The following is a 26,002-nucleotide window of genomic DNA, read 5'->3' as shown; positions in this document are numbered from 1 at the left end:
TAAGCCGTGTACCCTGTCATTAACATGAGCACCGTTTTCTCCCTCTCCCTTCCAGGGAGAGGGTCGGGGTGAGGGTAATTTTTCGCACCGATGCTGGCCTGTTCCCCTCACCCTAACCCTCTCCCCAAACGGGGCGAGGGGACTGACCGAGTCCTTTTTTGATGTTGTCATCAGTCTGGAAGCCGCACGTTGGCTTTATTTTTATGTCAAATAAATGTAACCATTAAGTTGCAAAATATGACCTCTCTTTAAAATCCAGCATTTTTCGCTTCCCGAAGCTGTAACTTTCCTTATACTCGACCTTGCAAACACTTTGTTACATCCTGAAAGATGCGTCGACAGAACGCACCAGGGATGTGCGACAACACAATGAAAGGATCGAAAAATGACTACGCAACGTTCACCGGGGCTATTCCGGCGTCTGGCTCATGGCAGCCTGGTAAAACAAATCCTGGTCGGCCTTGTTCTGGGGATTCTTCTGGCATGGATCTCAAAACCCGCGGCGGAAGCTGTTGGTCTGTTAGGTACTTTGTTCGTCGGCGCACTGAAAGCCGTTGCCCCCATCCTGGTGTTGATGCTGGTGATGGCATCTATTGCTAACCACCAGCACGGGCAGAAAACCAATATCCGCCCTATTTTGTTCCTCTATCTGCTGGGTACCTTCTCTGCTGCTCTGGCCGCAGTAGTCTTCAGCTTTGCCTTCCCTTCTACCCTGCATTTATCCAGTAGCGCGGGTGATATTTCGCCGCCGTCAGGCATTGTCGAAGTGATGCGCGGGCTGGTAATGAGCATGGTTTCCAACCCCATCGACGCGCTGCTGAAAGGTAACTACATCGGGATCCTGGTGTGGGCAATTGGCCTCGGTTTCGCACTGCGTCACGGTAACGAGACCACCAAAAACCTGGTCAACGATATGTCGAATGCCGTCACCTTTATGGTGAAACTGGTCATTCGCTTCGCACCGATTGGTATTTTTGGTCTGGTTTCTTCTACCCTGGCAACCACCGGTTTCTCCACACTGTGGGGCTACGCGCAACTGCTGGTCGTGCTGGTTGGCTGTATGTTACTGGTGGCGCTGGTGGTTAACCCATTGCTGGTGTGGTGGAAAATTCGTCGTAACCCGTTCCCGCTGGTGCTGCTGTGCCTGCGCGAAAGCGGCGTGTATGCCTTCTTCACCCGCAGCTCTGCGGCGAACATTCCGGTGAATATGGCACTGTGTGAAAAGCTGAATCTGGATCGCGATACCTATTCCGTTTCTATTCCGCTGGGTGCCACCATCAATATGGCTGGCGTAGCAATCACCATTACCGTGTTGACGCTGGCTGCGGTTAATACGCTGGGTATCCCGGTCGATCTGCCCACGGCGCTGCTGTTGAGCGTGGTGGCTTCTCTGTGTGCCTGTGGCGCATCCGGCGTGGCGGGGGGTTCTCTGCTGCTGATCCCGCTGGCCTGTAATATGTTCGGTATTTCGAACGATATCGCCATGCAGGTGGTTGCCGTCGGCTTTATCATCGGCGTATTGCAGGACTCTTGCGAAACCGCGCTGAACTCTTCAACTGACGTGCTGTTCACTGCGGCAGCTTGCCAGGCGGAAGACGATCGTCTGGCAAATAGCGCCCTGCGTAATTAATTGTTTAACCCCTTTCGTCTACGGCGGGAGGGGTTTTCTCTACTTTAAACGGATCAATTCCCCTTTTCTGCATCCGCCAGAAACGAATGATATTCAAGCCATTCATAAGCAGAAAACTACCCTCAATCATTGTGCCGCCTATCGACCCCGCCCAGAAGTTGTGAATCACCCAGCAACACGTTGAAAACCACATCACGCAGCGCATGGTGAGCCCTTTACAGCGGAACAGCGCCCAGGTACTGACAATCGTACCGATAACCGGCAATAGTTCGACAGGATGATGGAACTTCGCGAGGCCAATTCCGCCAGTCAGCACAATAAAAATCGCCATTACCCATAAGCTGCGCGTGCGTAAGGTAATCAATGTACGAATGGCATTAAGGATGGCACTGGCACCAGCGGGATAGGTGCCCAGAAGAAAAAAATGTACGCCAATAACGGCGCTATAGACCGAAAGCTGCTTTTTGAAGCGACGTTCGTCACGATTGAAAAATGTTGTGATACCAATCAGAAAGGCGATGACACCCACGCCCTGGGCCAGCCAATACGCGGTCATGATAAATCCTTATCAGGTATGGAAAAGCAAACGGCGCTTCACATTATGAAACGCCGTTTTTTATTAACAACTCATTTCGACTTTATAGCGTTACGCCGCTTTTGAAGATCGCCAGTTCGCGGAAGTCGTTACGCTCGTTGCAGGTTTGTTTACCGTTGGCAAACACAACGATGGTGTCGATAAATTCTTCCAGCAACTGCGGCATCGCTTTACCGTGGATCAGCTGACCCGCGTCAAAGTCGATCCAGTGTTTTTTCTTCGCCGCCAGTTCACTGTTGGTAGCGATTTTCACCGTCGGTACAAAGCCGCCGTATGGCGTGCCACGACCAGTACTGAACAGCACCATATGGCAGCCCGCACCCGCCAGGGCGCTGGTCGCTACGGCATCGTTACCCGGCGCACTTAACAAGTTCAGCCCCGGCGTTTTCAGACGCTCGCCGTAACGCAGCACGTCAACCACGACGCTGGAACCCGCTTTCTGGGTACAGCCAAGGGATTTATCTTCCAGCGTGGTGATACCGCCCGCTTTGTTCCCCGGCGATGGGTTTTCATAGATCGGCTGGTCATGGGCAATAAAGTACTGTTTGAAGTCGTTGACCATGGTGACCAGTTTTTCAAACGTTGCTTCGTCGCGGCAATGGTCCATCAGCAACTGCTCTGCGCCAAACATCTCCGGCACTTCGGTCAGTACGGTAGTACCGCCGTTAGCAATCACGTAGTCAGAGAAACGCCCCAGCATCGGGTTAGCAGTAATACCAGAAAGACCGTCAGAACCACCGCACTCCAGACCAAACTTCAGTTCGCTGAGTTTGCCTGGCTCGCGTTTATCGTTGCGCATCACGTTATACAGCTGATGCAAATGCTCGATCCCGGCTTCGATCTCATCATCCTGCTGTTGGCAGATCATGAAATGAACGCGTTCAGGATCGATATCGCCCAACGTTTCACGGAATGCGGCAACCTGGTTGTTTTCACAGCCCAGACCAATCACCAGCACTGCGCCCGCGTTCGGGTGGCGCACCATGTTTTGCAGCATGGTGCGGGTGTTGATGTGATCGTCGCCCAGTTGTGAGCAGCCGTAGGTGTGGCTGAAGAGGAACACGCCGTCGGTACCTTCGGCGTTGTTGGTCTCTTTCAGGAAACGGTTCTGGATTTGCCGCGCGATGCCGTTGACACAGCCCACGGTTGGCAGGATCCACAGCTCATTACGCACCCCGACATCGCCGTTAGCGCGACGATAGATCTGCACTTCACGATCTGCCGCTTGCGCAGGCAGATCCTGAAAATCAGGTTGATAGCGATACTGATCCAGATCGCTCAGATTCGTGCGCGTATTGTGGGCGTGGACGTGTTCCCCCGCCGCAATATCCGCCAATGCATAACCAATCGGCAGGCCATATTTGATGACGTTGGCCCCTTTTGCGATATCCGTTAACGCAAATTTATGTCCACGAGCAACATCCTGGCGCAGCGTAACAGTCTGGTTATCGACACTGACTTCTGTGCCTTCAGCCAAATCTGCTAAAGCGACCGCGACGTTATCCAGCGCATGGATCTTGATGTATTGCATATCAACCCCAGACCTTAGTTCAGTTCAATGGCGAAGTAGTCACGCGCATTGTTAAAGCAAATATTTTTCACCATCTCGCCCAGCAGGTTGATGTCCGCCGGTGCTTCGCCCGCTTCCACCCAGCGACCGATCATCTGGCACAGAATGCGGCGGAAGTATTCGTGACGGGTGTATGACAGGAAGCTACGGCTGTCAGTCAGCATACCGACAAAGCGGCTCAGCAGACCGAGCTGCGCCAGTTGGGTCATCTGACGTTCCATACCGTCTTTCTGATCGTTAAACCACCAGCCGGAACCGAACTGCATTTTGCCCGGCATACCTTCGCCCTGGAAGTTACCGATCATGGTGCCCAGCACTTCGTTATCGCGCGGGTTCAGGCAGTAGAGAATGGTTTTCGGCAGCAGGTTTTCTTCGTTCTGCTTGCTCAGCAGCTTAGACAACTCTTCCGCCATCGGACGGTCGTTGATGGAGTCAAAGCCTACATCCGGCCCCAGCAGTTTGAACTGACGCAGGTTGTTATTACGCAGCGCGCCAATGTGGTACTGCTGTACCCAGCCGCGACGTGCATATTCGGCACCAAGGAACACCAGTACCGCAGTTTTGAACTGTGCCACTTCGTGCTCGCTCAGGGGTTCGCCAGCCAGACGGCGCGCCAGAATGCTGTCCAGTTCCGCTTCGTTCGCTTCAGCAAACATCACCACGTCCAGCGCATGGTCAGACACTTTACAGCCGTGAGCGGCGAAGTGATCCAGACGTTTGGTCAAGGCAGTTTGCAGGTCAGCAAAGCGGCGAATGTCGGTATCGGAAACTTCGCCCAGCTTCGCCATGTAGTCGTTAAAGGTCGCCTGTTCGATGTTGAAGGCTTTGTCCGGACGCCAGCTCGGCAGCACTTTGATGGTGAAAGAGCCGTCTTTGGCGATCTCTGCGTGATGCTCCAGAGAATCGATCGGGTCATCGGTGGTGCCGACCATTTTCACGTTCATCTGCTGCATGATGCCGCGCGCGGAGAAGTTATCCTGCGCCAGCAGTTCGTTACATTCGTTCCAGATTTCATCGGCAGTTGACGGAGAAAGCAATTTGCCAGTGATACCAAACGGACGACGCAGTTCGAGGTGCGTCCAGTGGTATAACGGGTTGCCGATAGTGTGCGGAACAGTCGCCGCCCAGGCGTCAAATTTTTCACGGTCAGACGCATCACCGGTACACAGACGCTCGGCCACACCGTTGGTACGCATAGCGCGCCATTTGTAGTGATCGCCTTTCAGCCAGATGTCATACAGGTTTTTAAAACGATAGTCTTCCGCAATCTGCTGCGGCGGCAAATGGCAATGGTAATCGAAAATCGGCTGGTCTTTTGCGTAGTCGTGATACAGACGGCGGGCAAATTCGGTATCTAACAGGAAATCTTCAGTCATAAACGGAGTCATTTTCGTCTTCCTCTCAACGAGTGAGCTAGCTTGCTTATGGTGCGATGCTGACAAAGTTATCACACCAATTTCCAGAGTCCGAAGATATTTTCGTGAGTTAGATCAATAAACGTAGTTAAAAAAATTACTCTCAAAGTGGTAAATCTCTCTGCAGGCCGCGCCAGTACTGGCCTCGCTGTCGTCAGGTAATGTCCCTACAAATATTCGCACATTTGTGATGGCTCTCACCTTTTAAAGTTGTATGACAAGTTATCTTTCTGCCGTCGCAAATCATAAGTCGACGGAATGCAAATTGCCGATTCATTCATTTGTTAGATGAATCGGGTTAACCGGTACGGAAGCCGAATTAGCACGAAACTTTCATGGCAACGTTCGGGGCGTGCCGGTTTTTTTTCGGTTACCCGGTCGTAACTAACATCTTCAGCCTCTGGCGGGATGATGGCCGCGCTTCCTGCGGATATAACAAAACGATGAGGTTTTACATGCGTAAAATTAAAGGGTTACGTTGGTATATGATCGCACTGGTGACGCTTGGCACCGTGCTTGGTTACCTGACGCGTAACACTGTGGCGGCAGCTGCGCCAACTCTGATGGAAGAGTTAAACATCTCCACCCAACAGTATTCCTATATCATCGCAGCCTATTCTGCTGCTTATACGGTCATGCAACCGGTAGCGGGCTATGTACTGGATGTGCTGGGTACGAAAATCGGTTATGCAATGTTTGCTGTGCTGTGGGCCGTGTTCTGTGGTGCAACCGCGCTGGCTGGTAGCTGGGGTGGCCTGGCGATTGCTCGTGGTGCAGTCGGTGCCGCGGAAGCAGCGATGATCCCGGCGGGTCTGAAAGCCAGCTCCGAATGGTTCCCGGCGAAAGAGCGTTCCATCGCGGTAGGTTACTTTAACGTAGGTTCTTCGATTGGTGCGATGATTGCGCCGCCGCTGGTGGTATGGGCAATCGTAATGCACAGCTGGCAGATGGCATTTATCATCTCCGGTGCATTGAGCTTTATCTGGGCGATGGCATGGCTGATTTTCTATAAACATCCACGCGACCAGAAGCATCTGACCGATGAAGAACGCGACTATATTATTAATGGTCAGGAAGCCCAGCACCAGGTGAGCACGGCGAAGAAAATGTCCGTTGGTCAGATCCTGCGTAACCGTCAGTTCTGGGGTATCGCGCTGCCGCGTTTCCTGGCAGAACCGGCCTGGGGTACTTTTAACGCGTGGATCCCGCTGTTCATGTTTAAAGTTTACGGCTTTAACCTGAAAGAGATCGCGATGTTCGCCTGGATGCCGATGCTGTTTGCTGACCTCGGTTGTATCCTCGGTGGTTACCTGCCGCCGCTGTTCCAGCGTTGGTTTGGTGTGAACCTGATCGTTTCCCGTAAGATGGTCGTAACGCTGGGTGCTGTGCTGATGATTGGCCCGGGTATGATCGGTCTGTTCACCAACCCGTATGTCGCAATTATGCTGCTGTGTATCGGTGGTTTTGCCCACCAGGCACTGTCTGGCGCGCTGATTACGCTCTCTTCTGACGTGTTCGGTCGTAACGAAGTGGCGACGGCGAACGGTTTAACCGGGATGTCCGCATGGCTGGCAAGTACGCTGTTTGCGCTGGTTGTCGGTGCACTGGCTGACACCATCGGCTTCAGCCCGCTGTTCGCAGTTCTGGCAGTATTTGACCTGTTAGGTGCGCTGGTTATCTGGACCGTGTTGCAGAACAAACCGGCGATTGAGGTGGCGCAGGAAACACATAACGATCCCGCACCGCAACATTAACGTTTAACTTAAGTTGTAATGACGAAGCCGCCTTATCAGACGGCTTCGTCGTTTATATAGAAAAAAGCGTTTGTCCGGTTTGCAGGGTTAATTGATGGTTGGCAAGGAAGGCGTAAAGATTACTGACAATTTGCCCATGTAGTACCCGGCCTGTTTATCCATCACGCTGAATTTATCGACTGCCAGAGTCAAGGGTGTCGGCACACACATCACGGCATAGCGAATACCGGGCAGTACCACCGGACGCACACGTTTCAGGTTAATGCTGTTCCAGACCATATTTTCATTATTGCGCACATCAATTTGCCCACCGGTTTCCGGGTTGTACATTTTGACCCGGTAATCAATGCGTTCTCCCTCGTCGGTGGTGGTCCCTCCCTGACGATAGATAGAGAAGTAACCGTCTCTGCGCCCTGCAGCTGGTCGCCCTTCATCTTTGAGCATGATTTCATAACTGATGGCATTACCGTTAAAACCATCGTACAGGCACATGTCCAACATGGTCAGATCTTGCGCGTAGTTGCTGCCGTTAACGCTTCCTGTTGGATGCAAGTCTAACTGCACCCTTGGCGTGGCGTGGGCGAACTCCGGGAAGAACACGTCAATATGGTTGGGGTCGAGCGTATTCAGGGTAATATTTGCGAAATAGTCCTGGGCCGGGCTGTTCGAATGTAATTTAACTTTCCCCTTCCAGACGCCACCAATCGGCAAATTCTTCATCTCTGTCTGCTCAAGGTAGAGCGTAAGAAACTTTGTATCGTATATATAATAATGTTGACCATCTTCTGTACATGAAGATCTATTAGAATCCTTAAGATTCGTCTGAAGCCCTTTGCCCCCCTTGCATCCTGGCGGCGCTTCATCGCTACTTACAATGGCTGTTTTAAATCCTTTGAGTTTTACCGGCCAACGCATCCCACTGCGTTGTTCAGTTAAATAGATTTGTACTGTCGATATATTTCCATTAGCTGTACAGGTTTGTTGGAGGTCAGGATACGAACATTCATACCACATATATCCATTATTTCCTGCCGACGCTTCATCCTTCCAGAAGTAATAATCCGCTCTACCAGATGCCAAATCATACGTAATTTCACTTGTCACGTCAGGAGCTGCCTGAACGCCAGTGAGCGTGCCAAACAAGCCCAATATCGCCGCAATCAATCGATTTCTCATGGTGCAACCTCCCTTTGCGCCGTCTGAACGTTTCCACGTAATTTAGGCTGTTTCAACTGTGCCTGAACCTGAATCGACTCCGGTAATTGTGAATAAGTCACCACACTACAAGTAACATCTCCGCTGTAACGAATGCTGGCGCGTTTCTTTACAACACTCAGTGGACACTTAAGGAATTGCTGCCCGGAAAGCAGATAGAGCTCTTTTTCGCTGCCGTTAATTTCAAGTGTAAATCCGCCATCTTCAGCTACCAGTAACATGGCGCTGTTCAGCCCCACAATCGGGAATTTTTTCACCGCTGCCGGCAGTAATAAACGACCGATATAGTTGTAGTTAAAGCTGGCAGACACTTCGCGATAGCGCAGCTTGCCAGGCAACAACATTAATTCACGATTCCCTGCACCGTTAATGATGTTTGTTGTCCCCTGCTGATTGCCCTGGCTACTGTCGTTAACCTCAACAAAACCAGACTGAAATCCAGGATAAGGGAACAACACACTGTCACTTTGACCAAGCTGCAAAGTTCGGCTGCCTGCCACCCGCGCTTCGAGTTGCAGATCCTGACTATCTTCATCCTGTTCAGAGAAGCCTTTCACATCCACCAGTACCGCACCCAGCAAATCGTCTGTACCACTGGCTCCCAAATTAACGCCATAGCGACTGACAGCCAGCGTAGAGCTATAAGTGCCCGTAAAGGCCGAAAGATGATCATGATTCTTACGGTCATAACTATCAGATACGGTAGCGTAGACATTTCCGTATTGCCCATCCCAACGCCCGTTAACCGCGCTGTTTATGGTATCGGTGTTCAGGCCTCCGACGGTTACGCCAAGTTCTTTATGGCTGAATGAATCGTTATAAAAGGTATGCGATAACTGCCATGACGTTTGATCGCCATCCTGTTCGCTATAACGATAATCCGTAGACACATTTGTTGAATGGCTGTTGTTATTGCTATCCATCGTTGGCGTGTCAGATAACGAAAACGATAAGTACAAGCCGTTGTCGTCGTTATCGCCACCGTTGTCATTACGATGGAAAACACCGACTGACGTACTCAAAATCCAGTCACGCATCACAAAAGCGCGGGAAGCGCTAAGTTGTACAGTTTCAGAGATACTTTGCGCTGTTGTCTGGCGAAGATAGTTATTTTCAAAGCTCTGCTGTTTATCCCAACGCAAACTATCATCAGTGTTATTTTGTGTGCGGGTATAACCCAGCATCATATTCCAGCCGACAAAATTCTGTGAAACCGTCGCGGAAATACTTTCATAACAGCTTAAGGCGTTATAGCTCTCTCTGCTGTCGGTTGTACAAGCATCGCCGTCAGAGTTGGTCCGATAAAAGCCCAACGTCGGCCATCCCGGATTACTCCAGTTGGCCTGTTGCATATCACCTTTGCCGCCGTCATCGTTACGGAACACGCTGGCGCTGATTGCAAGATTCCCCACCCCGCCTAAATCTGCCGTCCAGTTATTACCTAACTCGAAAGCACTCACATCATCGGCATTCGCCAGCCCTGCGTAGAGCTCATATTGCGGATGTAATGGCAGGCGTACTCCTAGCTGATAAGCTGAACTTTCATCATCAGAAACCTGTGATGTAGTTTTACCTGCCTGTAAGAACCATTGCGCATTTCCGTCAGTCAGACCGCCGGTTTTGGTAAACGGCACAAGCTCGGTGCGGGTGAGTTGGTTATTTTCGTAGACTTTTAATGCCACGCTGTAGCTGCCTGGCGGAAAGGAACTGGTATCAATAAATTGCGAACCACTATTGAGATAAAACGATCCCAAAAGTTGCTCATTACGATAAGCGTCAACACGAGAATTGCGCGAAAGCAGAACCATTACTGGGGTTCCTTGCTGGCTTTGCGCCTGGTTTAAATAGCTCAGTGTCGACCCGATACGCATCCCATCAATTGCACCGAGTGGCAGAAAGTTAAAGGTAAAGTTCCCGCCTTGTGCATTAAATAGTGTGCGGTTGTCCATGCGACCCGCCTGCACATAATAACGACGTAAAAAATCATAACGATAATAGAGATCGCTGACGTCAGCATTACTGTCACTGACATCATCTGCATCATAACCGTTGAAATTCCAGTGTGCACCAATATAACTATTTTCTGTTATTCCCAGCGCACCGTTTCCCTGAATAGACAACGATTGGTAATCATCCTGTGCCAGAACATTGATGTCTTGCTGATGTATAAAAGCATTAACAGTATTTTTGTCTGGATTTAAATATAATGACTTCGCATCGAAAGCTGAATTCCATTGCGGATTAATAAACAACGTTGCCGAACTTTCTTCATCATTATAGATTATTTCCAGCGTATCGGTATTCAGAAAACCACACCCTGAGTCAGTACGTACATAACCGCAAGCCAATTCACCGTGGCGAGCTAGCGGCTGCGATAATTTTTCTTTCACTATATGCGCGATTTTCTGATCGTCTACATCCAGTTCCAGCTTGTTATATAGACTTGCTGGATCAAGAAATGTTACGGTATCAAGATTAACCATTGCATAATATTTACCGAGACTTTTCCCTGAAAAATAAACCTCGATATACTCCTGCTGTCCCTGAGCAATAACCTCAAACCCTGCGGGAATTTTGGTTAATGTCGCCTCTGCCGGGCTGAGACTCGCCAGGATCAAAAGAGCCAGTAATTTTTTATCCATGGCAATCCTGAAATCCATAACAAATACTAAAACAGTTAAAATAAGGGAGGGCTACCCCTCCCTTTGTTACGTGTTAATTCTGTTATCTGGATTAGATATCCTGAGACAGATAAATGCTTACTACACCACGGTAGATGCCTGTCTCCAGAACACCTTTGGTGGTTTGAGCAAACATCAGGTTTTTAGCCAGAGAACCGTTAGTTAACGCATCGGAAGCAAAGATTTTGGTTGCGGTAAAAGTGGTTGCCGCATCAGCTTTAATTTCTTCACCGCCCCAGGTTACTGTCAGCGGAACAATCTTGCTAGCATCCAGGCTTTGAACCAGTTGCGCCGGGGAAACTAACTGCATTTTTACATCTTTGGTAACGTCGTTAGACCAGATTTTGGTCATCAACTGGTAAGATTGCAGACCCTGCCCCGGCAGATATTGCATTTCTACTGCTTTCGGCAACGCGGTGTTATCGGTCTGTGTCATATCCAGAGCGGCATCAACGTTGGCCGTTACAGTAATATCCTTTTGTACTGCCAATGCGGAGCCTGCAACAGAAAACATCGCTGCGACCAGAAGAGATTTTGCAAATACCTTTTTCATTACTATTCCTTCGTTTATTACAATGATAATTAATGGACCGCCAGTTCAAACTCGCCATTATCTTTGGTGATCCAGTTATTATATTTGACAACGATTTTGTCGTAGCCAGATATGCTTTCAAGATTTCTTTCCTGACCAGGGAAGATGTTTTTATTTACGGTCTGTATCTTACAATTTTCTTTGCTATTATTTTTACAATAAGCGATCGTTAAAATCTTTAAGCGTTGATTCCCTGCATTAACTAATTTTTGGGCAGCATTTACTTCTAACTTAGCAATAGGTTGCTGAGGTGGAACACTAACAACAATCCCCCAAATTAAGTTAACTGTTAACTGCATAGAGAGATCTTTTTTATCTGTGGCAACGTCATCAATACTGGGAACCGCTTCAAATTTAACGCGATAATTTTTCTCTTTTTGCTCTGGTTCCATCGCAACAAAACGTACGGTTTTGCTACTACCGGCTGGTAAAGCGAATTTAGGTGGCATAACAACCAGATGATTTGCATCACCGGATTTAATCTCAACTTCATTTTCCTGAGGCGTCGATGGATTATCGATACGGAATACTGTCGCCTTGATGTACTGAACTTCATTACTTTTAGATATTACGCGAACGTTGCCTTCACCCTGACTATTAATGGAAACAGCCATAGGATAAACAGTCATATTTGACTGTGCCAAAAAAGGAGCGAACACGAATAAAAGCGGCGTAAGCCGTGATAAGAGATTAATTTTCGCCACCATATAAATTTGATCTTACAATATTGTTTCCAAAAAGTTGGTGTATTAGAGATGTAGATTTATTGTAAGTCAATATAAAAAAGCATTTTTAGTTAATATTAAATTTAAAGGCTGGGAATTAACTTACTGAAATTTAGTAGCTTTCACAATGACGATACTTATTTTTTAGGAATTTATAAATATTCACAATATTAATTCAATACATTAATTCAATCACCAAATTTATATATGACCAATGGCATACCCATGAATAAAGTGGTATGATAACTTCGTCCGCATTCCACTCCGGGAGACGCATATGGAAATCACTGAACCACGCCGTTTGTATCAACAACTTGCCGCTGACCTGAAAGAGCGCATCGAACAGGGCGTCTATCTGGTAGGTGATAAACTGCCTGCAGAACGCTTTATTGCCGATGAAAAGAACGTCAGCCGTACGGTAGTTCGTGAAGCCATCATCATGCTGGAAGTTGAAGGCTATGTCGAAGTGCGTAAAGGTTCAGGTATTCATGTGGTTTCCAACCAGCCGCGCCATCAGCAGGCGGCTGACAATAATATGGAATTCGCCAATTACGGTCCGTTTGAGTTGCTTCAGGCTCGCCAGCTCATCGAAAGTAATATTGCCGAGTTCGCGGCAACTCAGGTAACGAAACAAGACATCATGAAACTGATGGCCATTCAGGAACAGGCGCGCGGCGAACAATGCTTCCGTGATTCCGAGTGGGATTTACAGTTCCACATTCAGGTAGCCCTGGCGACGCAGAACTCCGCCCTGGCGGCCATCGTTGAAAAAATGTGGACCCAACGTAGCCATAACCCGTACTGGAAAAAACTGCACGAACACATTGATTCCCGTACCGTCGATAACTGGTGTGATGACCACGATCAAATCCTCAAGGCGCTGATTCGCAAAGATCCTCATGCTGCTAAGCTGGCAATGTGGCAGCACCTGGAAAACACCAAGATCATGTTATTCAACGAAACCAGCGACGACTTCGAGTTCAATGCCGACCGCTATCTGTTCGCCGAAAACCCGGTAGTGCATCTCGATACGGCCACCAGTGGCAGTAAATGAAACTCCTGTCCGACAGGCGCTGCGACGCGCCTGTTTGTCTCGTCGGTAAGCGAAAAGTATAAAGTGTCAGCCTGTGTAAATCCTCTCGCCACCCTCCCCTGCATTCAGCAAAATCAGACTCCACGGACATGTAATTTTGATAACGAACAACGTTGACCTTTGTTACAATTAGATTCAATTTGAATTTATGTTTTTGAATGCTTTCTTATCTCACGATTTAACAGGGAATAGTTCAGGCTGTGTTGATGTATCAAACCCGCAGAACATACCAAAACAGCAATAACATTGCGGTAGTGCATCTTTTAAAACCAGCGTGGCGTTAACCGATTCACCAGGAATAATGAATGGAACTTTTGACCCAATTGCTGCAAGCCCTGTGGGCGCAGGATTTTGAAACCCTGGCCAATCCATCGATGATTGGCATGTTGTATTTTGTCTTGTTTGTAATTTTGTTCCTTGAAAACGGCTTGCTTCCAGCGGCCTTTTTACCGGGCGACAGTTTACTGGTATTGGTCGGCGTGTTGATTGCGAAAGGCGCGATGGGTTACCCGCAAACGATTCTGCTGCTGACCGTTGCCGCCAGCCTCGGCTGCTGGGTCAGCTATATTCAGGGGCGATGGCTGGGCAATACCCGCACCGTACAAAACTGGCTATCTCATTTACCCGCGCATTATCATCAACGCGCACACCATCTTTTTCATAAACACGGTTTATCGGCGCTGTTAATTGGTCGCTTTATTGCGTTTGTCAGAACACTGCTGCCGACGATTGCCGGGTTATCAGGGCTGAATAACGCGCGCTTTCAGTTTTTCAACTGGATGAGCGGTCTGCTGTGGGTATTGATCCTGACAACTCTGGGTTACATGCTCGGCAAAACGCCGGTATTTTTAAAGTACGAGGACCAGCTGATGTCATGCCTGATGCTGCTCCCGGTGGTGCTGCTGGTGTTTGGCCTGGCAGGTTCTCTGGTCGTGTTATGGAAAAAGAAATATGGAAATCGGGGGTAAGGGATGCAAATACCTCGCATGTCGCTTCGCCAGCTAGCCTGGTCCGGCACTGTTTTACTTCTGGTCGGCACGCTGTTGCTGGCCTGGTCCGCGGTTCGCCAGCAAGAGTCTACGCTGGCGATTCGTGCCGTTCATCAAGGCACAACGATGCCAGACGGTTTTTCGATCTGGCATCACCTTGACGCTCATGGCATTCCTTTCAAAAGTATCACCCCCAAAAACGACACTCTGTTAATTACATTTGACTCCAGCGACCAGAGCGCCGCCGCAAAAGCGGTCCTCGACAGAACATTGCCCCATGGCTACATCATTGCGCAGCAGGACAATAACAGTCAGGCTATGCAGTGGCTGACCCGGTTACGGGATAACTCTCATCGCTTCGGATAACTTCCTGTTATCCGAAACATATCACTCACTTTGGTGATTTCACCGTAACTGTCTATGATTAATGAGGCGGTGGTTAACACTACCGCTTCGTTGTCTGGACAATCGTTCCTTTGTAATAGGTCCGAATCACAATGGAAGGTTCAAGAATGAAATACCGCATCGCTTTAGCTGTTTCTCTCTTTGCTCTTAGTGCCGGTAGTTATGCCACTACCCTGTGTCAGGAAAAGGAGCAAAATATCCTTAAGGAGATCAGCTATGCCGAAAAACACCAAAACCAGAATCGTATTGACGGTCTGAATAAAGCCCTGAGTGAAGTCCGGGCCAACTGTTCAGATAGCCAGCTGCGTGCCGATCATCACAAGAAAATCGCAAAGCAGAAAGATGAGGTGGCGGAACGCCAGCAAGATTTAGCCGAGGCGAAGCAAAAAGGCGATGCCGATAAGATTGCCAAACGCGAACGGAAACTGGCAGAAGCGCAGGAAGAGCTGAAAAAGCTGGAAGCGCGCGACTACTAACTCACAATAGTCACTACTTACTCACCTGGAGAAAACTATGTCGAAAGAACACACTACGGAACATCTGCGTGCTGAGTTGAAATCCCTTTCCGATACGCTGGAAGAGGTGCTTAGCTCATCTGGCGAGAAGTCGAAAGAAGAGTTGAGTAAGATTCGTAGCAAAGCGGAGCAGGCACTGAAACAGAGCCGTTATCGCCTGGGTGAAACCGGTGATGCCATCGCCAAACAAACCCGTGTCGCGGCGGCGCGTGCTGATGAGTATGTGCGTGAAAATCCGTGGACCGGCGTGGGAATTGGCGCTGCAATCGGTGTAGTGCTCGGCGTTCTGCTGTCGCGTCGTTAATTATGGCGGACACTCATCACGCGCAAGGGCCCGGTAAAAGCGTTCTGGGCATCGGGCAGCGAATTGTTTCCATCATGGTTGAAATGGTGGAAACACGTCTGCGGCTGGCGGTGGTGGAGCTGGAAGAGGAAAAAGCTAATCTCTTTCAACTTTTACTGATGCTGGGCCTGACGATGCTTTTCGCTGCATTTGGTCTTATGAGCCTGATGGTGCTAATTATTTGGGCGGTTGATCCGCAATATCGCCTGAATGCGATGATTGCCACCACCGTGGTGTTGCTGCTACTGGCACTGATTGGCGGTATCTGGACGTTACGTAAATCGCGTAAATCCACCTTGCTGCGCCATACACGCCATGAGCTGGCAAACGATCGGCAACTGCTCGAGGAGGAGTCCCGTGAGCAGTAAAGTCGAACGTGAACGACGTAAGGCGCAACTGCTTAGCCAGATCCAGCAACAACGGCTGGATCTTTCCGCCAGTCGTCGTGAATGGCTGGAGGCAACAGGCGCTTACGATCGTCGCTGGAATATGCTGCTAAGTCTGCGCTCCTGGGCGCTGGTTGGCAGTAGCGTGATGGCGATCTGGACGATTCGCCATCCTAATATGCTGGTCCGCTGGGCCAGACGCGGTTTTGGCGTATGGAGCGCCTGGCGTCTGGTAAAAACGACCCTCAAGCAGCAACAGCTTCGCGGTTAACTTCCCTCTGGCCGGAGCAATTCCGGCCTTATCCCTCAAATTTTTTGAAGATTTTTGACAGTTTTCCTTGCTAACAATCATCATTCACCACGTTTATGATTCTCTCCATCGACAGCAACGACGCTAATACCGCGCCCTTGCACAAAAAAACAATCAGCAGCCTGAGTGGCGCAGTGGAGAGTATGATGAAAAAATTAGAAGATGTTGGTGTACTGGTAGCGCGCATTTTAATGCCGATTCTGTTTATTACCGCAGGCTGGGGAAAAATCACCGCTTACTCTGGTACCCAACAATATATGGAAGCAATGGGTGTCCCGGGTTTTATGCTGCCGCTGGTGATTCTGCTTGAGTTCGGTGGTGGTCTGGCAATCCTGTTCGGTTTCCTGACTCGCACCACAGCCCTGTTTACTGCGGGCTTTACGCTGCTGACGGCATTTTTATTTCACAGCAACTTTGCTGAAGGCGTCAACTCGCTGATGTTCATGAAAAACCTGACAATTTCTGGCGGATTCCTGCTGCTGGCAATTACCGGTCCGGGCGCGTATAGCATCGACCGCCTGCTGAATAAAAAGTGGTAAGCACGCGCTATACTTAACGATAAAAAACGAGGAGGAAGCTCCTCGTTTTTGCTATTGGAGGAGAGAAAAATGGGTCAACTGATTGACGGCGTCTGGCATGACACCTGGTACGATACCAAATCTACCGGCGGTAAATTTCAACGTTCAGCTTCCGCATTTCGTAACTGGCTCACTGCCGATGGCGCACCTGGCCCCACTGGCACAGGCGGTTTTATCGCAGAGAAAGATCGTTATCATCTCTATGTTTCACTCGCCTGCCCGTGGGCGCACCGCACGCTGATCATGCGCAAACTCAAAGGACTGGAACCGTTTATTTCCGTTTCCGTAGTGAACCCGCTGATGCTGGAAAACGGCTGGACCTTTGATGACAGTTTTCCGGGAGCAACCGGAGATACGCTCTATCAACATGAATTTCTGTATCAGCTTTATCTCCACGCCGATCCACACTACAGCGGACGAGTTACTGTTCCCGTGCTGTGGGACAAAAAGAACCACACCATCGTCAGCAACGAATCAGCAGAAATCATCCGCATGTTTAATACCGCGTTTGATGCGCTGGGCGCGAAAGCGGGTGATTACTACCCACCAGCCCTGCAAACGAAAATTGACGAACTTAACGGCTGGATTTATGACACCGTTAACAACGGCGTGTATAAAGCTGGTTTTGCCACCAGCCAGCAAGCCTACGACGAGGCGGTGGCGAAAGTGTTTGAATCGCTGGCGCGACTGGAGCAGATTTTAGGCCAGCATCGTTACCTGACCGGCAACCAGCTAACCGAAGCCGATATTCGCCTGTGGACCACGCTGGTCCGTTTTGATCCAGTGTATGTGACCCACTTCAAGTGTGATAAGCACCGCATCAGCGATTACCTTAATCTGTATGGCTTCCTGCGTGATATCTACCAGATGCCGGGAATTGCCGAAACAGTCAATTTCGATCACATCCGTAATCATTACTTCCGCAGCCATAAGACCATCAACCCTACGGGGATTATTTCAATTGGTCCATGGCAGGATCTCGATGAACCGCATGGACGAGATGTTCGCTTCGGTTAAAAAAAGGCACCTTACGAGGTGCCTCTGATAATTAGCTAAGTGCATGTTGTTCATGTCGGATGCGGCGTGAACGCCTTATCAAACCTACAAAACATTTATATTCAATATGTTGCAATGACCGCGCAGGCCAGATAAGCGTAGCGCATCTGGCGATTTTGCGCTTGTCATCAGTCTTAGCGCGCCTTCACAGCACTTTATTAATTCCTTGAACGAATATTTACTGCCATTTCATTCACGTCTATTCTTAATTTGCTGCTTTAAAAACAAGTGATTGAGCAAAATTGAGGCAAAAATGGACTGGTATCTGAAAGTACTAAAAAATTATGTCGGTTTCCGGGGTCGTGCGCGGCGCAAAGAGTACTGGATGTTTATTCTGGTCAACATCATCTTTACGTTCGTGCTGGGGCTGCTGGATAAAATGTTAGGCTGGCAACGCGCTGGTGGCGAAGGCATCCTGACGACAATCTACGGTATTCTGGTGTTTTTACCGTGGTGGGCAGTTCAGTTCCGCCGCCTGCACGACACCGACCGCTCGGCGTGGTGGGCACTGTTGTTCTTAATCCCGTTTATCGGCTGGCTTATTATCATCGTCTTTAACTGCCAGGCGGGTACGCCAGGCGAAAACCGCTTTGGACCAGATCCGAAACTGGAACCTTAAAACAAATCTGCTCGCCGGATGTCTGACTCATCCGGCTTTTATCATCATGTTGATGAATGAATAATTTACTAATGTTTATTTAAAATATTTCAATGTCGTTATATAAATTACCTATAAAAAACAACCATGTATTTATCTTAAATATCAAAACCTTTATAACATCCGAAAAAGAAAGATACGAATAGCATTTACACAATACCCGGAATAGACTTTCGTCACTTTTAATTAAAGGGATGTTTTTATGCAGTGGTATTTAGCCGTATTAAAAAATTATGTTGGTTTCTCTGGTCGCGCACGTCGTAAAGAGTACTGGATGTTTACTCTGATTAACGCCATCGTCGGCGCTATTATCAATGTCATTCAATTGATTTTAGGTTTAGAGTTTCCATTCCTTTCTCTCATTTACCTGGCAGCAACAATCATTCCGGTCATTGCTCTGTGTGTTCGTCGTCTGCACGATACTGACCGTTCAGGTGCGTGGGCGCTTCTCTATCTGGTACCGATCATTGGCTGGTTAGTTCTGTTTGTATTTGCCTGTTTAGAAGGCAATTCTGGCAGCAATCGTTACGGAAACGATCCTAAGTTTGGTTCAAATTAATCTTAGAATTGGGGCGACATTTCGCCCCTTTTTATTAATAATAACAAATATTATTTTCCGCTAAAAAGTTTGGGAATTTCCCGCAGACACCAGGATTTCGCTTCCCCCATACTGTCACGACGCCAGGCCATAATAATATCGATCTCGCTGGTCGATTCCGGGCTGACGACACGCAACCGCCCTTCCGCAATATCTTTTTCGACCATCGGATACGGCATCGTCGCCACGCCAAGCCCCGCCAGTAATGCCTGACGTTTATCTTCAATCGTGCTCACCGTTAAGCGCGGCTGTTTGTCCAGCAGCTGTACGGTCAACACCGGGCGCTCACGAGCGGTATCCGCTACCGCAATTCCACGATATTTCACGCGCGTCACTTCAGATAACGGTTCCGGCTCCTGATGAATCGGGTGATCAGGCGCGGCAACGTAGACGTTCATTAAGGTATAGAGCTTGCGCGAGTTGATCTCCGACGAGGAACGAAAATGCATATCCGGCGCGATAACAATATCCGCCCGCCCCTGCTCCAGTCGTTCCCACGCCCCCGCCAGCACTTCGGTGATGATTGCCAGTTGGGTATTGGCTTTTGCCGCCAGTTTGTCGATTAACGGGAAAAAGGCAGGTGTCGGTACCAGCGCCTCGGTCACAATGGTGAGATGCGTTTCCCAACCGCGCGCGAGGGCTTCCGCATCGGTAGTCAGTTTATCTGCGGCTTCCAGCAAAACGCGCCCTCGCTCCAGCAACATCCTCCCGACATTGGTGAATTTGGTGCGATGGCCCGAGCGGTCAAACAGCACCACATCCAGCTCTTCTTCCAGTTTTTGCATGGTGTAGCTAAGTGCGGAAGGCACGCGTCCCAGCTCATCCGCCGCCGCCGCAAAACTGCCCCGGCGATCGATCGCATCCATAACCCGTAGTGCTTCCAGCGTTAATGCCCTTTCTTTGGCCATTTCGTTCTCATTCAGGAAATTTGAACATACCGGGCAGAATATCTGGCTAACAATGTAGCGTCCAGCCCCTTACCATAAAAGGAAGTAAAGAGAGGTCAAGAATTATGATTACTACCCGAACTGCCAGACAGTGTGGACAAGCAGACTACGGATGGTTGCAGGCCCGGTATACTTTTTCCTTTGGACACTACTTCGACCCGAAATTGTTAGGCTATGCCTCCCTGCGTGTGCTTAACCAGGAAGTGCTGGCCCCAGGTGCCGCCTTTCAGCCGCGAACCTATCCCAAAGTCGATATTTTAAATGTGATTCTGGATGGAGAAGCAGAGTATCGCGACAGCGAAGGCAATCATGTTCAGGCCAGCGCCGGTGAGGCGTTGCTGCTCTCTACCCAGCCGGGTGTCAGCTACAGCGAACACAATCTCAGCAAAGACAAACCGTTAACACGAATGCAGCTTTGGCTGGACGCCTGCCCGCAGCGAGAGAATCCGCTGATTCAAAAACTGGCGCTTAATATGGGCAAGCAGCAATTAATCGCCTCGCCAGAGGGTACGATGGGAAGCCTGCAATTACGCCAGCAAGTGTGGCTGCACCATATCGTGCTCGACAAAGGCGAAAGTGCGAATTTCCAGTTGCATGGGCCACGCGCGTATTTGCAATCGATTCACGGGAAATTTCATGCGCTTACGCATCATGAAGAGAAAGCGGCGCTGACCTGCGGTGATGGGGCGTTTATTCGTGACGAGGCTAACATTACGCTGGTTGCCGATTCCCCACTGCGCGCTTTGCTGATAGATTTGCCTGTCTAGTTGTTTTTACAGGGAGATGATGATGAGTAAAAAATCGGCCAAAAAGCGCCAGCCAGTGAAGCCCGTGGTGGCGAAAGAACCTGCTCGCACCGCCAAAAATTTTGGCTATGAAGAGATGTTGAGCGAGCTGGAAGCCATCGTCGCGGATGCTGAAACGCGTTTAGCCGAGGATGAAGCTACCGCGTAAAGACAGGTTGCCGGATGCGGCGAAAACGCCTTATCCGGCCTACAAAATCCAACAACATTAACGAATTAAACAACCCGTAGGCCGGATAAGATGCGCCAGCATCGCATCCGGCATCAGGTACAAAACACAACAACATCAACAAGTTGAGCACCCCGTAGGCCGGATAAGGTGCGCCAGCATCGCATCCGGCACAATACTCAAAACCTGGCGTTTATCTGGCCTTGCTCGCCATAATCTCGATAATCTGCCGATCCGTTTGCTGCATCGAATGGCTTGCTAACGCACACAGGTTGGCAATCGACTGCTCAACATCATGCGCCACGATCCCTTCATTGCCGGTCACGGCGGTATCATCCAGCGCCATTAACACCGCTTTCCACGCAGCCGAAGCACTGGTCGAAACCTTCATCGCGCAGCTGTTCGACGCACCATCGCAAATCATGCCGCTGACATCGCCGATCATACTGCTGATCGCCATCGAGATGGTTTCATAACGCCCATCCACCAGCCATGCCATCCCGGCGGCGGCCCCCATTGCTGCGGTCGTTGCGGCACAAAGTGCAGACAAACGCGGTAACTGGTTATGGATGTAAATTGCGCTCAAATGAGAAAGCATCAGCGCACGCGCCAGCCGTTCATCATCCGCTCCGAAGTGTTCTGCTACCACCACCACAGGCATTGTTGCGGTGATCCCCTGGTTACCCGAGCCGGAGTTACTCATAGCCGGAAGCGTAGCGCCGCCCATACGCGCATCGGATGCCGCGCTGGTACGAATCACAATGGATGAAGAGAGATCTTTCGCCAGCAAACCGCGCTCGCACTGTTTTTCCAGCGTCGCGCCAATATGCAGCCCCCACTTACCGCTCAAACCTTCCTGCGATAACGCACAATTTAGCTTCGCGGAATCGAGAATAAAGCGGATCGCCGCAAACGGGACTTCATTGACGAACTTCAGGATCTCAGCCAGCGTCGTTCTGGAAAGCACCGTCAGCGGAGACTCTTGCTCGCCCTCTGCCACACACGCCTGCTGGGTAAACACCACACCATTGTGCGTCTCAATATGCACAATGTTGGTATGCCCGCCGACGATGGTGACACACGCCCACTTCTCACCGTTCCAGACTTTGGCGCGTGAGAAGAGGATTTCATTGCAAGGTTCCTGGATCTTAACGGAGACTTTCCCCGCCGCCAGCAGTGCTTTGGCATCGGCAATTGCCTGCGCAGTTGCGTCTTTCAGCACTTCCAGCCCGGCGTTGGCATTTCCACCTAACGCCCCCAGCGCCGCCGCAATCGGCAGCCCCACCATTCCCGTGCCGGGAACGGTGACGCCCAGACCGTTCTTCATCAGATTTGGCGAAACCCAGGCTTCTACACGTTCAACCGGACCTTCCAGTTCTGCCGCAGCAACCGCCGCCGCCAGCGCCAGTGAAATCGGTTCAGTACATCCCAGCGCCGGTTTTACTTCCTCCTGAACGGCGAGGATGTAACGCTGCCATAACGGATTTAAAGTCGAATCAAACATATTAAAAACCTTAAAATTTCAGGTAAATCAAGAAAATGCCAGGAACGGAGAAACACAAAGCAACAAACCAGTGACGATAATCAGGTACAGAGACATCCCTTTGTATTTGTGCAATGCCGGTACTTTGTAAACCAGCCACGCCGGGATCAGGCACCCTACCATGCCGAAAATCGGGCTACAGATAGAGGTGAAGCTCAACACCGGTGCGTTCAGTACGATGGCGCTCCAGGCCAGCAAAATGGCGAAAATCATGATGCCGCGCTGAACAAGATTTTCGTTAATCTTCTCGGCAGGCATCTTGCGACGCAGGATGTTCATTACGATCCCTTGCGTTGCTTCGCGAAAGCCTAAATAGACGCCAAAGAATGCAGTCATGACAGCAAAGATATTGAGAATGACGCTGACCACTTTCACCCACGCTGCGCCGTCACCGCTAATAAACTGTGCGGCAATCGCCAGCGCGGAAATATTCTGCTCATAGGCTTTTACCGCTTCGTCATGTCCCATCGCCAGCGTGAACGACACGGCGTAGAAAAAGACGGTGACAAACAAAATGCCAAACGCGATATTCATTGCCCGCAATGCTTTATGCCGCGCCACTTCAATTGATTTTTCCCGCGAGCGATAAGAGATCACCATCGGGCTTAACGTCTGGATAAACAGAATCGACGTCAGGGTAAACGGCAGCGTAATAATGGCGTTTTTCACCAGCAGCCCCAGCGGCGGTAGCGAACCGACGTTATACAGATGCCACATTCCCACCATCGACACGCCCAGCGCCGCGACCACCAGCAGCTTGGTCAGCACCATGCCGGTCGAAATTTTGAATAACAATTTCTCGCCGCGTGAAGAGATCGCCACCAGAATGCAAATCAGTACCAGACCATAAAAGGGACTGTCTGACAGCAACCCTTCCGTCACGCCGAAGGTATGCAGATAGGAAGCACTATCGTTGGTGATGGCGGTGGAATAGACGAACATCCAAATCACCAGCATTACGAAATAGAGCGCACCTAACAGGATGCCCCAGTTTTTACCTAAATAACCGCTAATGACACTCGGGTAATCTTTACATTCTGGTGATTCTGCCAGCGTATTAATAAACAACCGCTGAAACAGATACATTGCCGGGTAACCAATCACCGATGAGAGCAAAAATACCCACAATCCCATCAAACCGACCTGCACCGGGAGAAAAACAATCCCCGCGCCAATCGCCATCCCGATACTCATAATCACCCAGCCGGTGTCAGTACTGTCGAATTTGATCGCTTCTCGCCACTCGCTCTCACTCATTCCAGCACGACCCGCCGGGGTCGAAGCGTCTGCAATGACGCCTTTATTCGATGCAATTTCCATAATTTCTCGCTCAATATTTTGTAGGGCTTATTATTTTTTTCCGAGCCGCATCAAGGCGATATGCGGTCTACGTTTTTGCAGGCGAGTTATTAGAATAAAGAAATGATACGCGCGAGGTCAGAGAAAATCTTCACAATCAAGACTTTGAAATAACGGAGATGGATAAGAATTTTCTACTAAATTAATCGCAAGAGAATATTCATTCTCTATTTGCGGCAGATCACAAAAAAAAGGTGCACATTTGTGCACCCAAGGATGAAAGCTGACAGCAATGTCAGCCGCAGACCACTTTAATGGCCAGTCCTCCGCGTGATGTTTCGCGGTATTTATCGTTCATATCTTTGCCGGTTTCATACATCGTCTCGATCACTTTATCGAGTGAAACACGCGGTGCCGAGGTGCGGCGCATCGCCATCCGCGCGGCGTTTACTGCTTTCACGGCATTAATGGCATTACGTTCAATGCACGGGATTTGTACCTGTCCGGCAACCGGATCGCAGGTCAGCCCAAGGTTATGCTCCATCGCGATTTCCGCCGCATTGCATACCTGCGCCGGACTGCCGCCCAGTAGTTCAGTTAACCCTGCCGCCGCCATTGAACAGGCCACGCCAATCTCCCCCTGACAGCCGACCTCCGCGCCAGAGATGGAGGCGTTCATTTTATACAGCGCGCCAATAGCCCCCGCTGCCAGAAAATAGCGGGCAATTGACCGCTCGTTTACCGGACGACGGAACTTATCGTAATAAGCCAGCACTGCCGGAATAATGCCGCACGCACCGTTAGTCGGTGCCGTTACCACGCGCCCGCCAGCTGCGTTTTCTTCACTAACCGCCAGCGCGTACATGTTGATCCAGTCGATGACATTCATCGGATCGTTAGAGATGTTATCGCTGGAAACCAGCTGACGACGCAGCGCTACGGCACGACGCGGCACATTGAGCGGACCAGGCAGCACGCCTTCAGTGTTCATCCCGCGTTCAATACCGTCATGCATCACTTGCCAGATACGGGCAAACCCTGCGTCAATTTCCGCTTTGCTGCGCAGCGCCAGCTCGTTGTGCATCATCAGGCCAGATATAGACAGGCCGTTGTAATCACACATTTTCAGCAGTTCACCTGCTGAGTGGAAATCGTAAGGTACGGACGTTTCGACATCGTGCGACAGGCCGAAGTGTTCTTCTTCGACAATAAACCCGCCGCCGACAGAGTAATAGGTTTTACTTAATAGCGCTTCCTGTCCCTTCCAGGCAGTGATCCGCATTCCGTTCTCATGGCGAGGCAACATTTCGGGATGGAAGATAATGTTCTTTGCTACAGGAAAATCAACAATATGCGCACCAGATGCCACTGGCAGCCGCCCGCTGCGCGTTACTAACTCTATAAATGCAGGGATCTCATCAATGACAACATCCTGCGGACTGTTTCCTGCCAGTCCCATGATAATGGCGACATCCGTGGCATGGCCTTTGCCCGTCAGTGACAACGACCCATACAGATCGACCACAATATGGCTCGTCGCGGTTAATAAGCCGCTACTTTCCAGCCGATCAATAAAACTTTTTCCGGCATTCATTGGCCCCACGGTATGCGAACTGGAGGGACCAATCCCAATTTTGAAAATATCGAATGCACTAATCATATCCACACCCTCGGATTGCCGTTCAGTGAAGTGGAGCGGAACGACCTTGCGACCGTCCCGCTCACGAGGCTTTACGCACTACGTACTGCGATAGCTTCAATTTCCAGCTTCACATCTTTCGGCAAACGCGCAACCTGCACACAGCTCCGGGTCGGGTAGGTCGCCTGATGCTCATCGAAGAACTGCTTATAGACTTCATTGATGGTGGCAAAATCATTCAGATCGGTGATGAACACGGTCATCTTGATGATATCGCCCACGCTCAGCCCGGCAGCAACCACGATCGCTTTGACGTTTTCGAGGCTTAAACGCGCCTGATCTTGCACATCAGCCGGGATCTCACCGGTCTGCGGGCAAACCGGAATTTGCCCGGAGGTGAAGACCATGCTGCCTAAATCAACGCCCTGAACATAAGGGCCGATTGCGCCTGGGGCACGTTGCGTTTCGATAATCTTTTTCATACATCCTCCGGC

28 protein-coding genes are annotated in these 26,002 nt (G+C 49.9%); 16 read left to right on the top strand and 12 right to left on the bottom strand.

The window, feature by feature from the left end; genetic code table 11:
• The first annotated feature begins 385 nt into the window (after positions 1-385).
• Positions 386-1,630 (top strand): serine/threonine transporter SstT, encoded by a 1,245-nt coding sequence (sstT, locus tag HGD79_RS19090; RefSeq protein WP_168848473.1) that lies wholly within the window; start codon positions 386-388, stop codon positions 1,628-1,630.
• Positions 1,631-1,634: 4 nt separating this feature from the next.
• Here sstT and HGD79_RS19085 read toward each other — a convergent pair whose 3' ends face one another.
• The 3 genes from HGD79_RS19085 to uxaC all read right to left on the bottom strand — a co-directional run bounded on the left by HGD79_RS19085 (position 1,635) and on the right by uxaC (position 5,183).
• Positions 1,635-2,186: a YgjV family protein gene (locus HGD79_RS19085; RefSeq protein WP_000128137.1), complete on the bottom strand. Its 552-nt coding sequence runs from the start codon at positions 2,184-2,186 to the stop codon at positions 1,635-1,637.
• 82 nt (positions 2,187-2,268) lie between these two features.
• Positions 2,269-3,756 (bottom strand): altronate dehydratase, encoded by a 1,488-nt coding sequence (gene uxaA, locus HGD79_RS19080; RefSeq protein WP_001199377.1) that lies wholly within the window; start codon positions 3,754-3,756, stop codon positions 2,269-2,271.
• A 14-nt stretch (positions 3,757-3,770) separates the two neighbouring features.
• Entirely contained in the window at positions 3,771-5,183 is a 1,413-nt protein-coding gene (gene uxaC / locus HGD79_RS19075) for a glucuronate isomerase (RefSeq protein WP_000187441.1), read from the bottom strand.
• Between the two features lie 482 nt (positions 5,184-5,665).
• Here uxaC and exuT point away from each other — a divergent pair, with 482 nt between their 5' ends.
• Positions 5,666-6,964 carry a hexuronate transporter ExuT gene (gene exuT, locus HGD79_RS19070; protein ID WP_001226463.1) on the top strand — a complete coding sequence of 433 codons (1,299 nt, stop codon included), beginning with the start codon at positions 5,666-5,668 and terminating at the stop codon, positions 6,962-6,964.
• Between the two features lie 87 nt (positions 6,965-7,051).
• Here exuT and HGD79_RS19065 read toward each other — a convergent pair whose 3' ends face one another.
• From HGD79_RS19065 to HGD79_RS19050, 4 genes are all read right to left on the bottom strand, one after another.
• Positions 7,052-8,140, bottom strand: coding sequence for a CfaE/CblD family pilus tip adhesin (locus tag HGD79_RS19065; protein ID WP_001245988.1), 1,089 nt, complete (start codon positions 8,138-8,140; stop codon positions 7,052-7,054).
• Positions 8,137-10,821 (bottom strand): TcfC E-set like domain-containing protein, encoded by a 2,685-nt coding sequence (locus HGD79_RS19060; RefSeq protein WP_000358670.1) that lies wholly within the window; start codon positions 10,819-10,821, stop codon positions 8,137-8,139. Before HGD79_RS19060 ends, HGD79_RS19065 begins: the two co-directional genes overlap by 4 nt.
• A 91-nt stretch (positions 10,822-10,912) precedes the next feature.
• Positions 10,913-11,413 carry a CS1 type fimbrial major subunit gene (locus tag HGD79_RS19055; protein WP_000755097.1) on the bottom strand — a complete coding sequence of 167 codons (501 nt, stop codon included), beginning with the start codon at positions 11,411-11,413 and terminating at the stop codon, positions 10,913-10,915.
• Between the two features lie 29 nt (positions 11,414-11,442).
• Entirely contained in the window at positions 11,443-12,159 is a 717-nt protein-coding gene (locus tag HGD79_RS19050; protein WP_000225866.1) for a fimbria/pilus periplasmic chaperone, read from the bottom strand.
• A 295-nt stretch (positions 12,160-12,454) separates the two neighbouring features.
• Between HGD79_RS19050 and exuR the strand changes: the two genes are divergently transcribed.
• The 12 genes from exuR to HGD79_RS18995 all read left to right on the top strand — a co-directional run bounded on the left by exuR (position 12,455) and on the right by HGD79_RS18995 (position 19,069).
• Positions 12,455-13,231, top strand: coding sequence for a transcriptional regulator ExuR (gene exuR, locus HGD79_RS19045; RefSeq protein ID WP_000406488.1), 777 nt, complete (start codon positions 12,455-12,457; stop codon positions 13,229-13,231).
• A 239-nt stretch (positions 13,232-13,470) separates the two neighbouring features.
• Positions 13,471-13,554 carry a protein YqiM gene (gene yqiM, locus HGD79_RS26730; RefSeq protein WP_211180508.1) on the top strand — a complete coding sequence of 28 codons (84 nt, stop codon included), beginning with the start codon at positions 13,471-13,473 and terminating at the stop codon, positions 13,552-13,554.
• Between the two features lie 21 nt (positions 13,555-13,575).
• The gene (gene yqjA, locus HGD79_RS19040) at positions 13,576-14,238 is read left to right on the top strand and encodes a DedA family general envelope maintenance protein YqjA (RefSeq protein ID WP_000422149.1); all 663 of its coding nucleotides are present in this window, start codon (positions 13,576-13,578) and stop codon (positions 14,236-14,238) included.
• Positions 14,239-14,241: 3 nt separating this feature from the next.
• Positions 14,242-14,625 (top strand): EnvZ/OmpR regulon moderator MzrA, encoded by a 384-nt coding sequence (gene mzrA / locus HGD79_RS19035; RefSeq protein ID WP_001166768.1) that lies wholly within the window; start codon positions 14,242-14,244, stop codon positions 14,623-14,625.
• 146 nt (positions 14,626-14,771) lie between these two features.
• Positions 14,772-15,140 (top strand): DUF1090 family protein YqjC, encoded by a 369-nt coding sequence (gene yqjC / locus HGD79_RS19030; RefSeq protein WP_001297156.1) that lies wholly within the window; start codon positions 14,772-14,774, stop codon positions 15,138-15,140.
• A 37-nt stretch (positions 15,141-15,177) separates the two neighbouring features.
• On the top strand, positions 15,178-15,483 hold the full coding sequence (locus HGD79_RS19025) for a YqjD family protein (protein WP_000031415.1): 306 nt from the start codon (positions 15,178-15,180) through the stop codon (positions 15,481-15,483).
• A gap of 2 nt (positions 15,484-15,485) precedes the next feature.
• Positions 15,486-15,890, top strand: coding sequence for a phage holin family protein (locus HGD79_RS19020; protein ID WP_000785722.1), 405 nt, complete (start codon positions 15,486-15,488; stop codon positions 15,888-15,890).
• Entirely contained in the window at positions 15,880-16,179 is a 300-nt protein-coding gene (locus HGD79_RS19015; RefSeq protein WP_000096086.1) for a YqjK-like family protein, read from the top strand. The genes HGD79_RS19020 and HGD79_RS19015 overlap by 11 nt, the downstream gene beginning before the upstream one ends.
• A gap of 185 nt (positions 16,180-16,364) precedes the next feature.
• Positions 16,365-16,757, top strand: a complete 393-nt coding sequence (locus HGD79_RS19010; protein WP_000732233.1) for a DoxX family protein — start codon at positions 16,365-16,367, stop codon at positions 16,755-16,757.
• Positions 16,758-16,826: 69 nt separating this feature from the next.
• Entirely contained in the window at positions 16,827-17,813 is a 987-nt protein-coding gene (gene yqjG / locus HGD79_RS19005) for a glutathionyl-hydroquinone reductase YqjG (RefSeq protein WP_000531201.1), read from the top strand.
• Positions 17,814-18,105: 292 nt separating this feature from the next.
• Positions 18,106-18,471, top strand: coding sequence for a DUF805 domain-containing protein (locus tag HGD79_RS19000; protein ID WP_000384145.1), 366 nt, complete (start codon positions 18,106-18,108; stop codon positions 18,469-18,471).
• 241 nt (positions 18,472-18,712) lie between these two features.
• The gene (locus HGD79_RS18995) at positions 18,713-19,069 is read left to right on the top strand and encodes a DUF805 domain-containing protein (protein WP_001198780.1); all 357 of its coding nucleotides are present in this window, start codon (positions 18,713-18,715) and stop codon (positions 19,067-19,069) included.
• 50 nt (positions 19,070-19,119) lie between these two features.
• Here the strand turns inward: HGD79_RS18995 and yhaJ are convergent, their stop codons facing one another.
• Positions 19,120-20,016, bottom strand: a complete 897-nt coding sequence (yhaJ, locus tag HGD79_RS18990) for a DNA-binding transcriptional regulator YhaJ (RefSeq protein ID WP_001041010.1) — start codon at positions 20,014-20,016, stop codon at positions 19,120-19,122.
• Between the two features lie 104 nt (positions 20,017-20,120).
• Here yhaJ and HGD79_RS18985 point away from each other — a divergent pair, with 104 nt between their 5' ends.
• Positions 20,121-20,822: a pirin family protein gene (locus tag HGD79_RS18985; RefSeq protein ID WP_000633577.1), complete on the top strand. Its 702-nt coding sequence runs from the start codon at positions 20,121-20,123 to the stop codon at positions 20,820-20,822.
• Between the two features lie 22 nt (positions 20,823-20,844).
• Positions 20,845-21,009: a protein YhaL gene (gene yhaL, locus HGD79_RS18980; protein WP_001295544.1), complete on the top strand. Its 165-nt coding sequence runs from the start codon at positions 20,845-20,847 to the stop codon at positions 21,007-21,009.
• A gap of 211 nt (positions 21,010-21,220) precedes the next feature.
• Here the strand turns inward: yhaL and cyuA are convergent, their stop codons facing one another.
• The 4 genes from cyuA to HGD79_RS18960 form a co-directional block, all read right to left on the bottom strand.
• Entirely contained in the window at positions 21,221-22,531 is a 1,311-nt protein-coding gene (gene cyuA, locus HGD79_RS18975; RefSeq protein ID WP_000460519.1) for a cysteine desulfidase, read from the bottom strand.
• 27 nt (positions 22,532-22,558) lie between these two features.
• Entirely contained in the window at positions 22,559-23,890 is a 1,332-nt protein-coding gene (locus tag HGD79_RS18970) for an amino acid permease (RefSeq protein ID WP_000401598.1), read from the bottom strand.
• A 274-nt stretch (positions 23,891-24,164) separates the two neighbouring features.
• Positions 24,165-25,529 carry an L-serine ammonia-lyase gene (gene tdcG, locus HGD79_RS18965; RefSeq protein ID WP_000622115.1) on the bottom strand — a complete coding sequence of 455 codons (1,365 nt, stop codon included), beginning with the start codon at positions 25,527-25,529 and terminating at the stop codon, positions 24,165-24,167.
• A 71-nt stretch (positions 25,530-25,600) separates the two neighbouring features.
• Positions 25,601-25,990, bottom strand: coding sequence for an enamine/imine deaminase (locus HGD79_RS18960; RefSeq protein WP_000719990.1), 390 nt, complete (start codon positions 25,988-25,990; stop codon positions 25,601-25,603).
• Positions 25,991-26,002 lie beyond the last annotated feature (12 nt).

Origin of the sequence: Escherichia sp. SCLE84, from assembly GCF_012584495.1 — a bacterium.
In the GTDB taxonomy this organism is placed as follows: Bacteria; Pseudomonadota; Gammaproteobacteria; order Enterobacterales; family Enterobacteriaceae; genus ECMA0423.
Note: the sequence above shows the minus strand (reverse complement) of the source record. Positions and strands in the feature narration are given on the sequence as shown.

Excerpts from the sequence above, each read along its gene's own strand:
- sstT (WP_168848473.1), top strand. The coding sequence starts at position 386 with ATGACTACGCAACGTTCACCGGGGCTATTCCGGCGTCTGGCTCATGGC.
- HGD79_RS19085 (WP_000128137.1), bottom strand. The coding sequence starts at position 2,186 with ATGACCGCGTATTGGCTGGCCCAGGGCGTGGGTGTCATCGCCTTTCTG.
- uxaA (WP_001199377.1), bottom strand. The coding sequence starts at position 3,756 with ATGCAATACATCAAGATCCATGCGCTGGATAACGTCGCGGTCGCTTTA.
- uxaC (WP_000187441.1), bottom strand. The coding sequence starts at position 5,183 with ATGACTCCGTTTATGACTGAAGATTTCCTGTTAGATACCGAATTTGCC.
- exuT (WP_001226463.1), top strand. The coding sequence starts at position 5,666 with ATGCGTAAAATTAAAGGGTTACGTTGGTATATGATCGCACTGGTGACG.
- HGD79_RS19065 (WP_001245988.1), bottom strand. The coding sequence starts at position 8,140 with ATGAGAAATCGATTGATTGCGGCGATATTGGGCTTGTTTGGCACGCTC.
- HGD79_RS19060 (WP_000358670.1), bottom strand. The coding sequence starts at position 10,821 with ATGGATAAAAAATTACTGGCTCTTTTGATCCTGGCGAGTCTCAGCCCG.
- HGD79_RS19055 (WP_000755097.1), bottom strand. The coding sequence starts at position 11,413 with ATGAAAAAGGTATTTGCAAAATCTCTTCTGGTCGCAGCGATGTTTTCT.
- HGD79_RS19050 (WP_000225866.1), bottom strand. The coding sequence starts at position 12,159 with ATGGTGGCGAAAATTAATCTCTTATCACGGCTTACGCCGCTTTTATTC.
- exuR (WP_000406488.1), top strand. The coding sequence starts at position 12,455 with ATGGAAATCACTGAACCACGCCGTTTGTATCAACAACTTGCCGCTGAC.
- yqjA (WP_000422149.1), top strand. The coding sequence starts at position 13,576 with ATGGAACTTTTGACCCAATTGCTGCAAGCCCTGTGGGCGCAGGATTTT.
- mzrA (WP_001166768.1), top strand. The coding sequence starts at position 14,242 with ATGCAAATACCTCGCATGTCGCTTCGCCAGCTAGCCTGGTCCGGCACT.
- yqjC (WP_001297156.1), top strand. The coding sequence starts at position 14,772 with ATGAAATACCGCATCGCTTTAGCTGTTTCTCTCTTTGCTCTTAGTGCC.
- HGD79_RS19025 (WP_000031415.1), top strand. The coding sequence starts at position 15,178 with ATGTCGAAAGAACACACTACGGAACATCTGCGTGCTGAGTTGAAATCC.
- HGD79_RS19020 (WP_000785722.1), top strand. The coding sequence starts at position 15,486 with ATGGCGGACACTCATCACGCGCAAGGGCCCGGTAAAAGCGTTCTGGGC.
- HGD79_RS19010 (WP_000732233.1), top strand. The coding sequence starts at position 16,365 with ATGAAAAAATTAGAAGATGTTGGTGTACTGGTAGCGCGCATTTTAATG.
- yqjG (WP_000531201.1), top strand. The coding sequence starts at position 16,827 with ATGGGTCAACTGATTGACGGCGTCTGGCATGACACCTGGTACGATACC.
- HGD79_RS19000 (WP_000384145.1), top strand. The coding sequence starts at position 18,106 with ATGGACTGGTATCTGAAAGTACTAAAAAATTATGTCGGTTTCCGGGGT.
- HGD79_RS18995 (WP_001198780.1), top strand. The coding sequence starts at position 18,713 with ATGCAGTGGTATTTAGCCGTATTAAAAAATTATGTTGGTTTCTCTGGT.
- yhaJ (WP_001041010.1), bottom strand. The coding sequence starts at position 20,016 with ATGGCCAAAGAAAGGGCATTAACGCTGGAAGCACTACGGGTTATGGAT.
- HGD79_RS18985 (WP_000633577.1), top strand. The coding sequence starts at position 20,121 with ATGATTACTACCCGAACTGCCAGACAGTGTGGACAAGCAGACTACGGA.
- yhaL (WP_001295544.1), top strand. The coding sequence starts at position 20,845 with ATGAGTAAAAAATCGGCCAAAAAGCGCCAGCCAGTGAAGCCCGTGGTG.
- cyuA (WP_000460519.1), bottom strand. The coding sequence starts at position 22,531 with ATGTTTGATTCGACTTTAAATCCGTTATGGCAGCGTTACATCCTCGCC.
- HGD79_RS18970 (WP_000401598.1), bottom strand. The coding sequence starts at position 23,890 with ATGGAAATTGCATCGAATAAAGGCGTCATTGCAGACGCTTCGACCCCG.
- tdcG (WP_000622115.1), bottom strand. The coding sequence starts at position 25,529 with ATGATTAGTGCATTCGATATTTTCAAAATTGGGATTGGTCCCTCCAGT.
- HGD79_RS18960 (WP_000719990.1), bottom strand. The coding sequence starts at position 25,990 with ATGAAAAAGATTATCGAAACGCAACGTGCCCCAGGCGCAATCGGCCCT.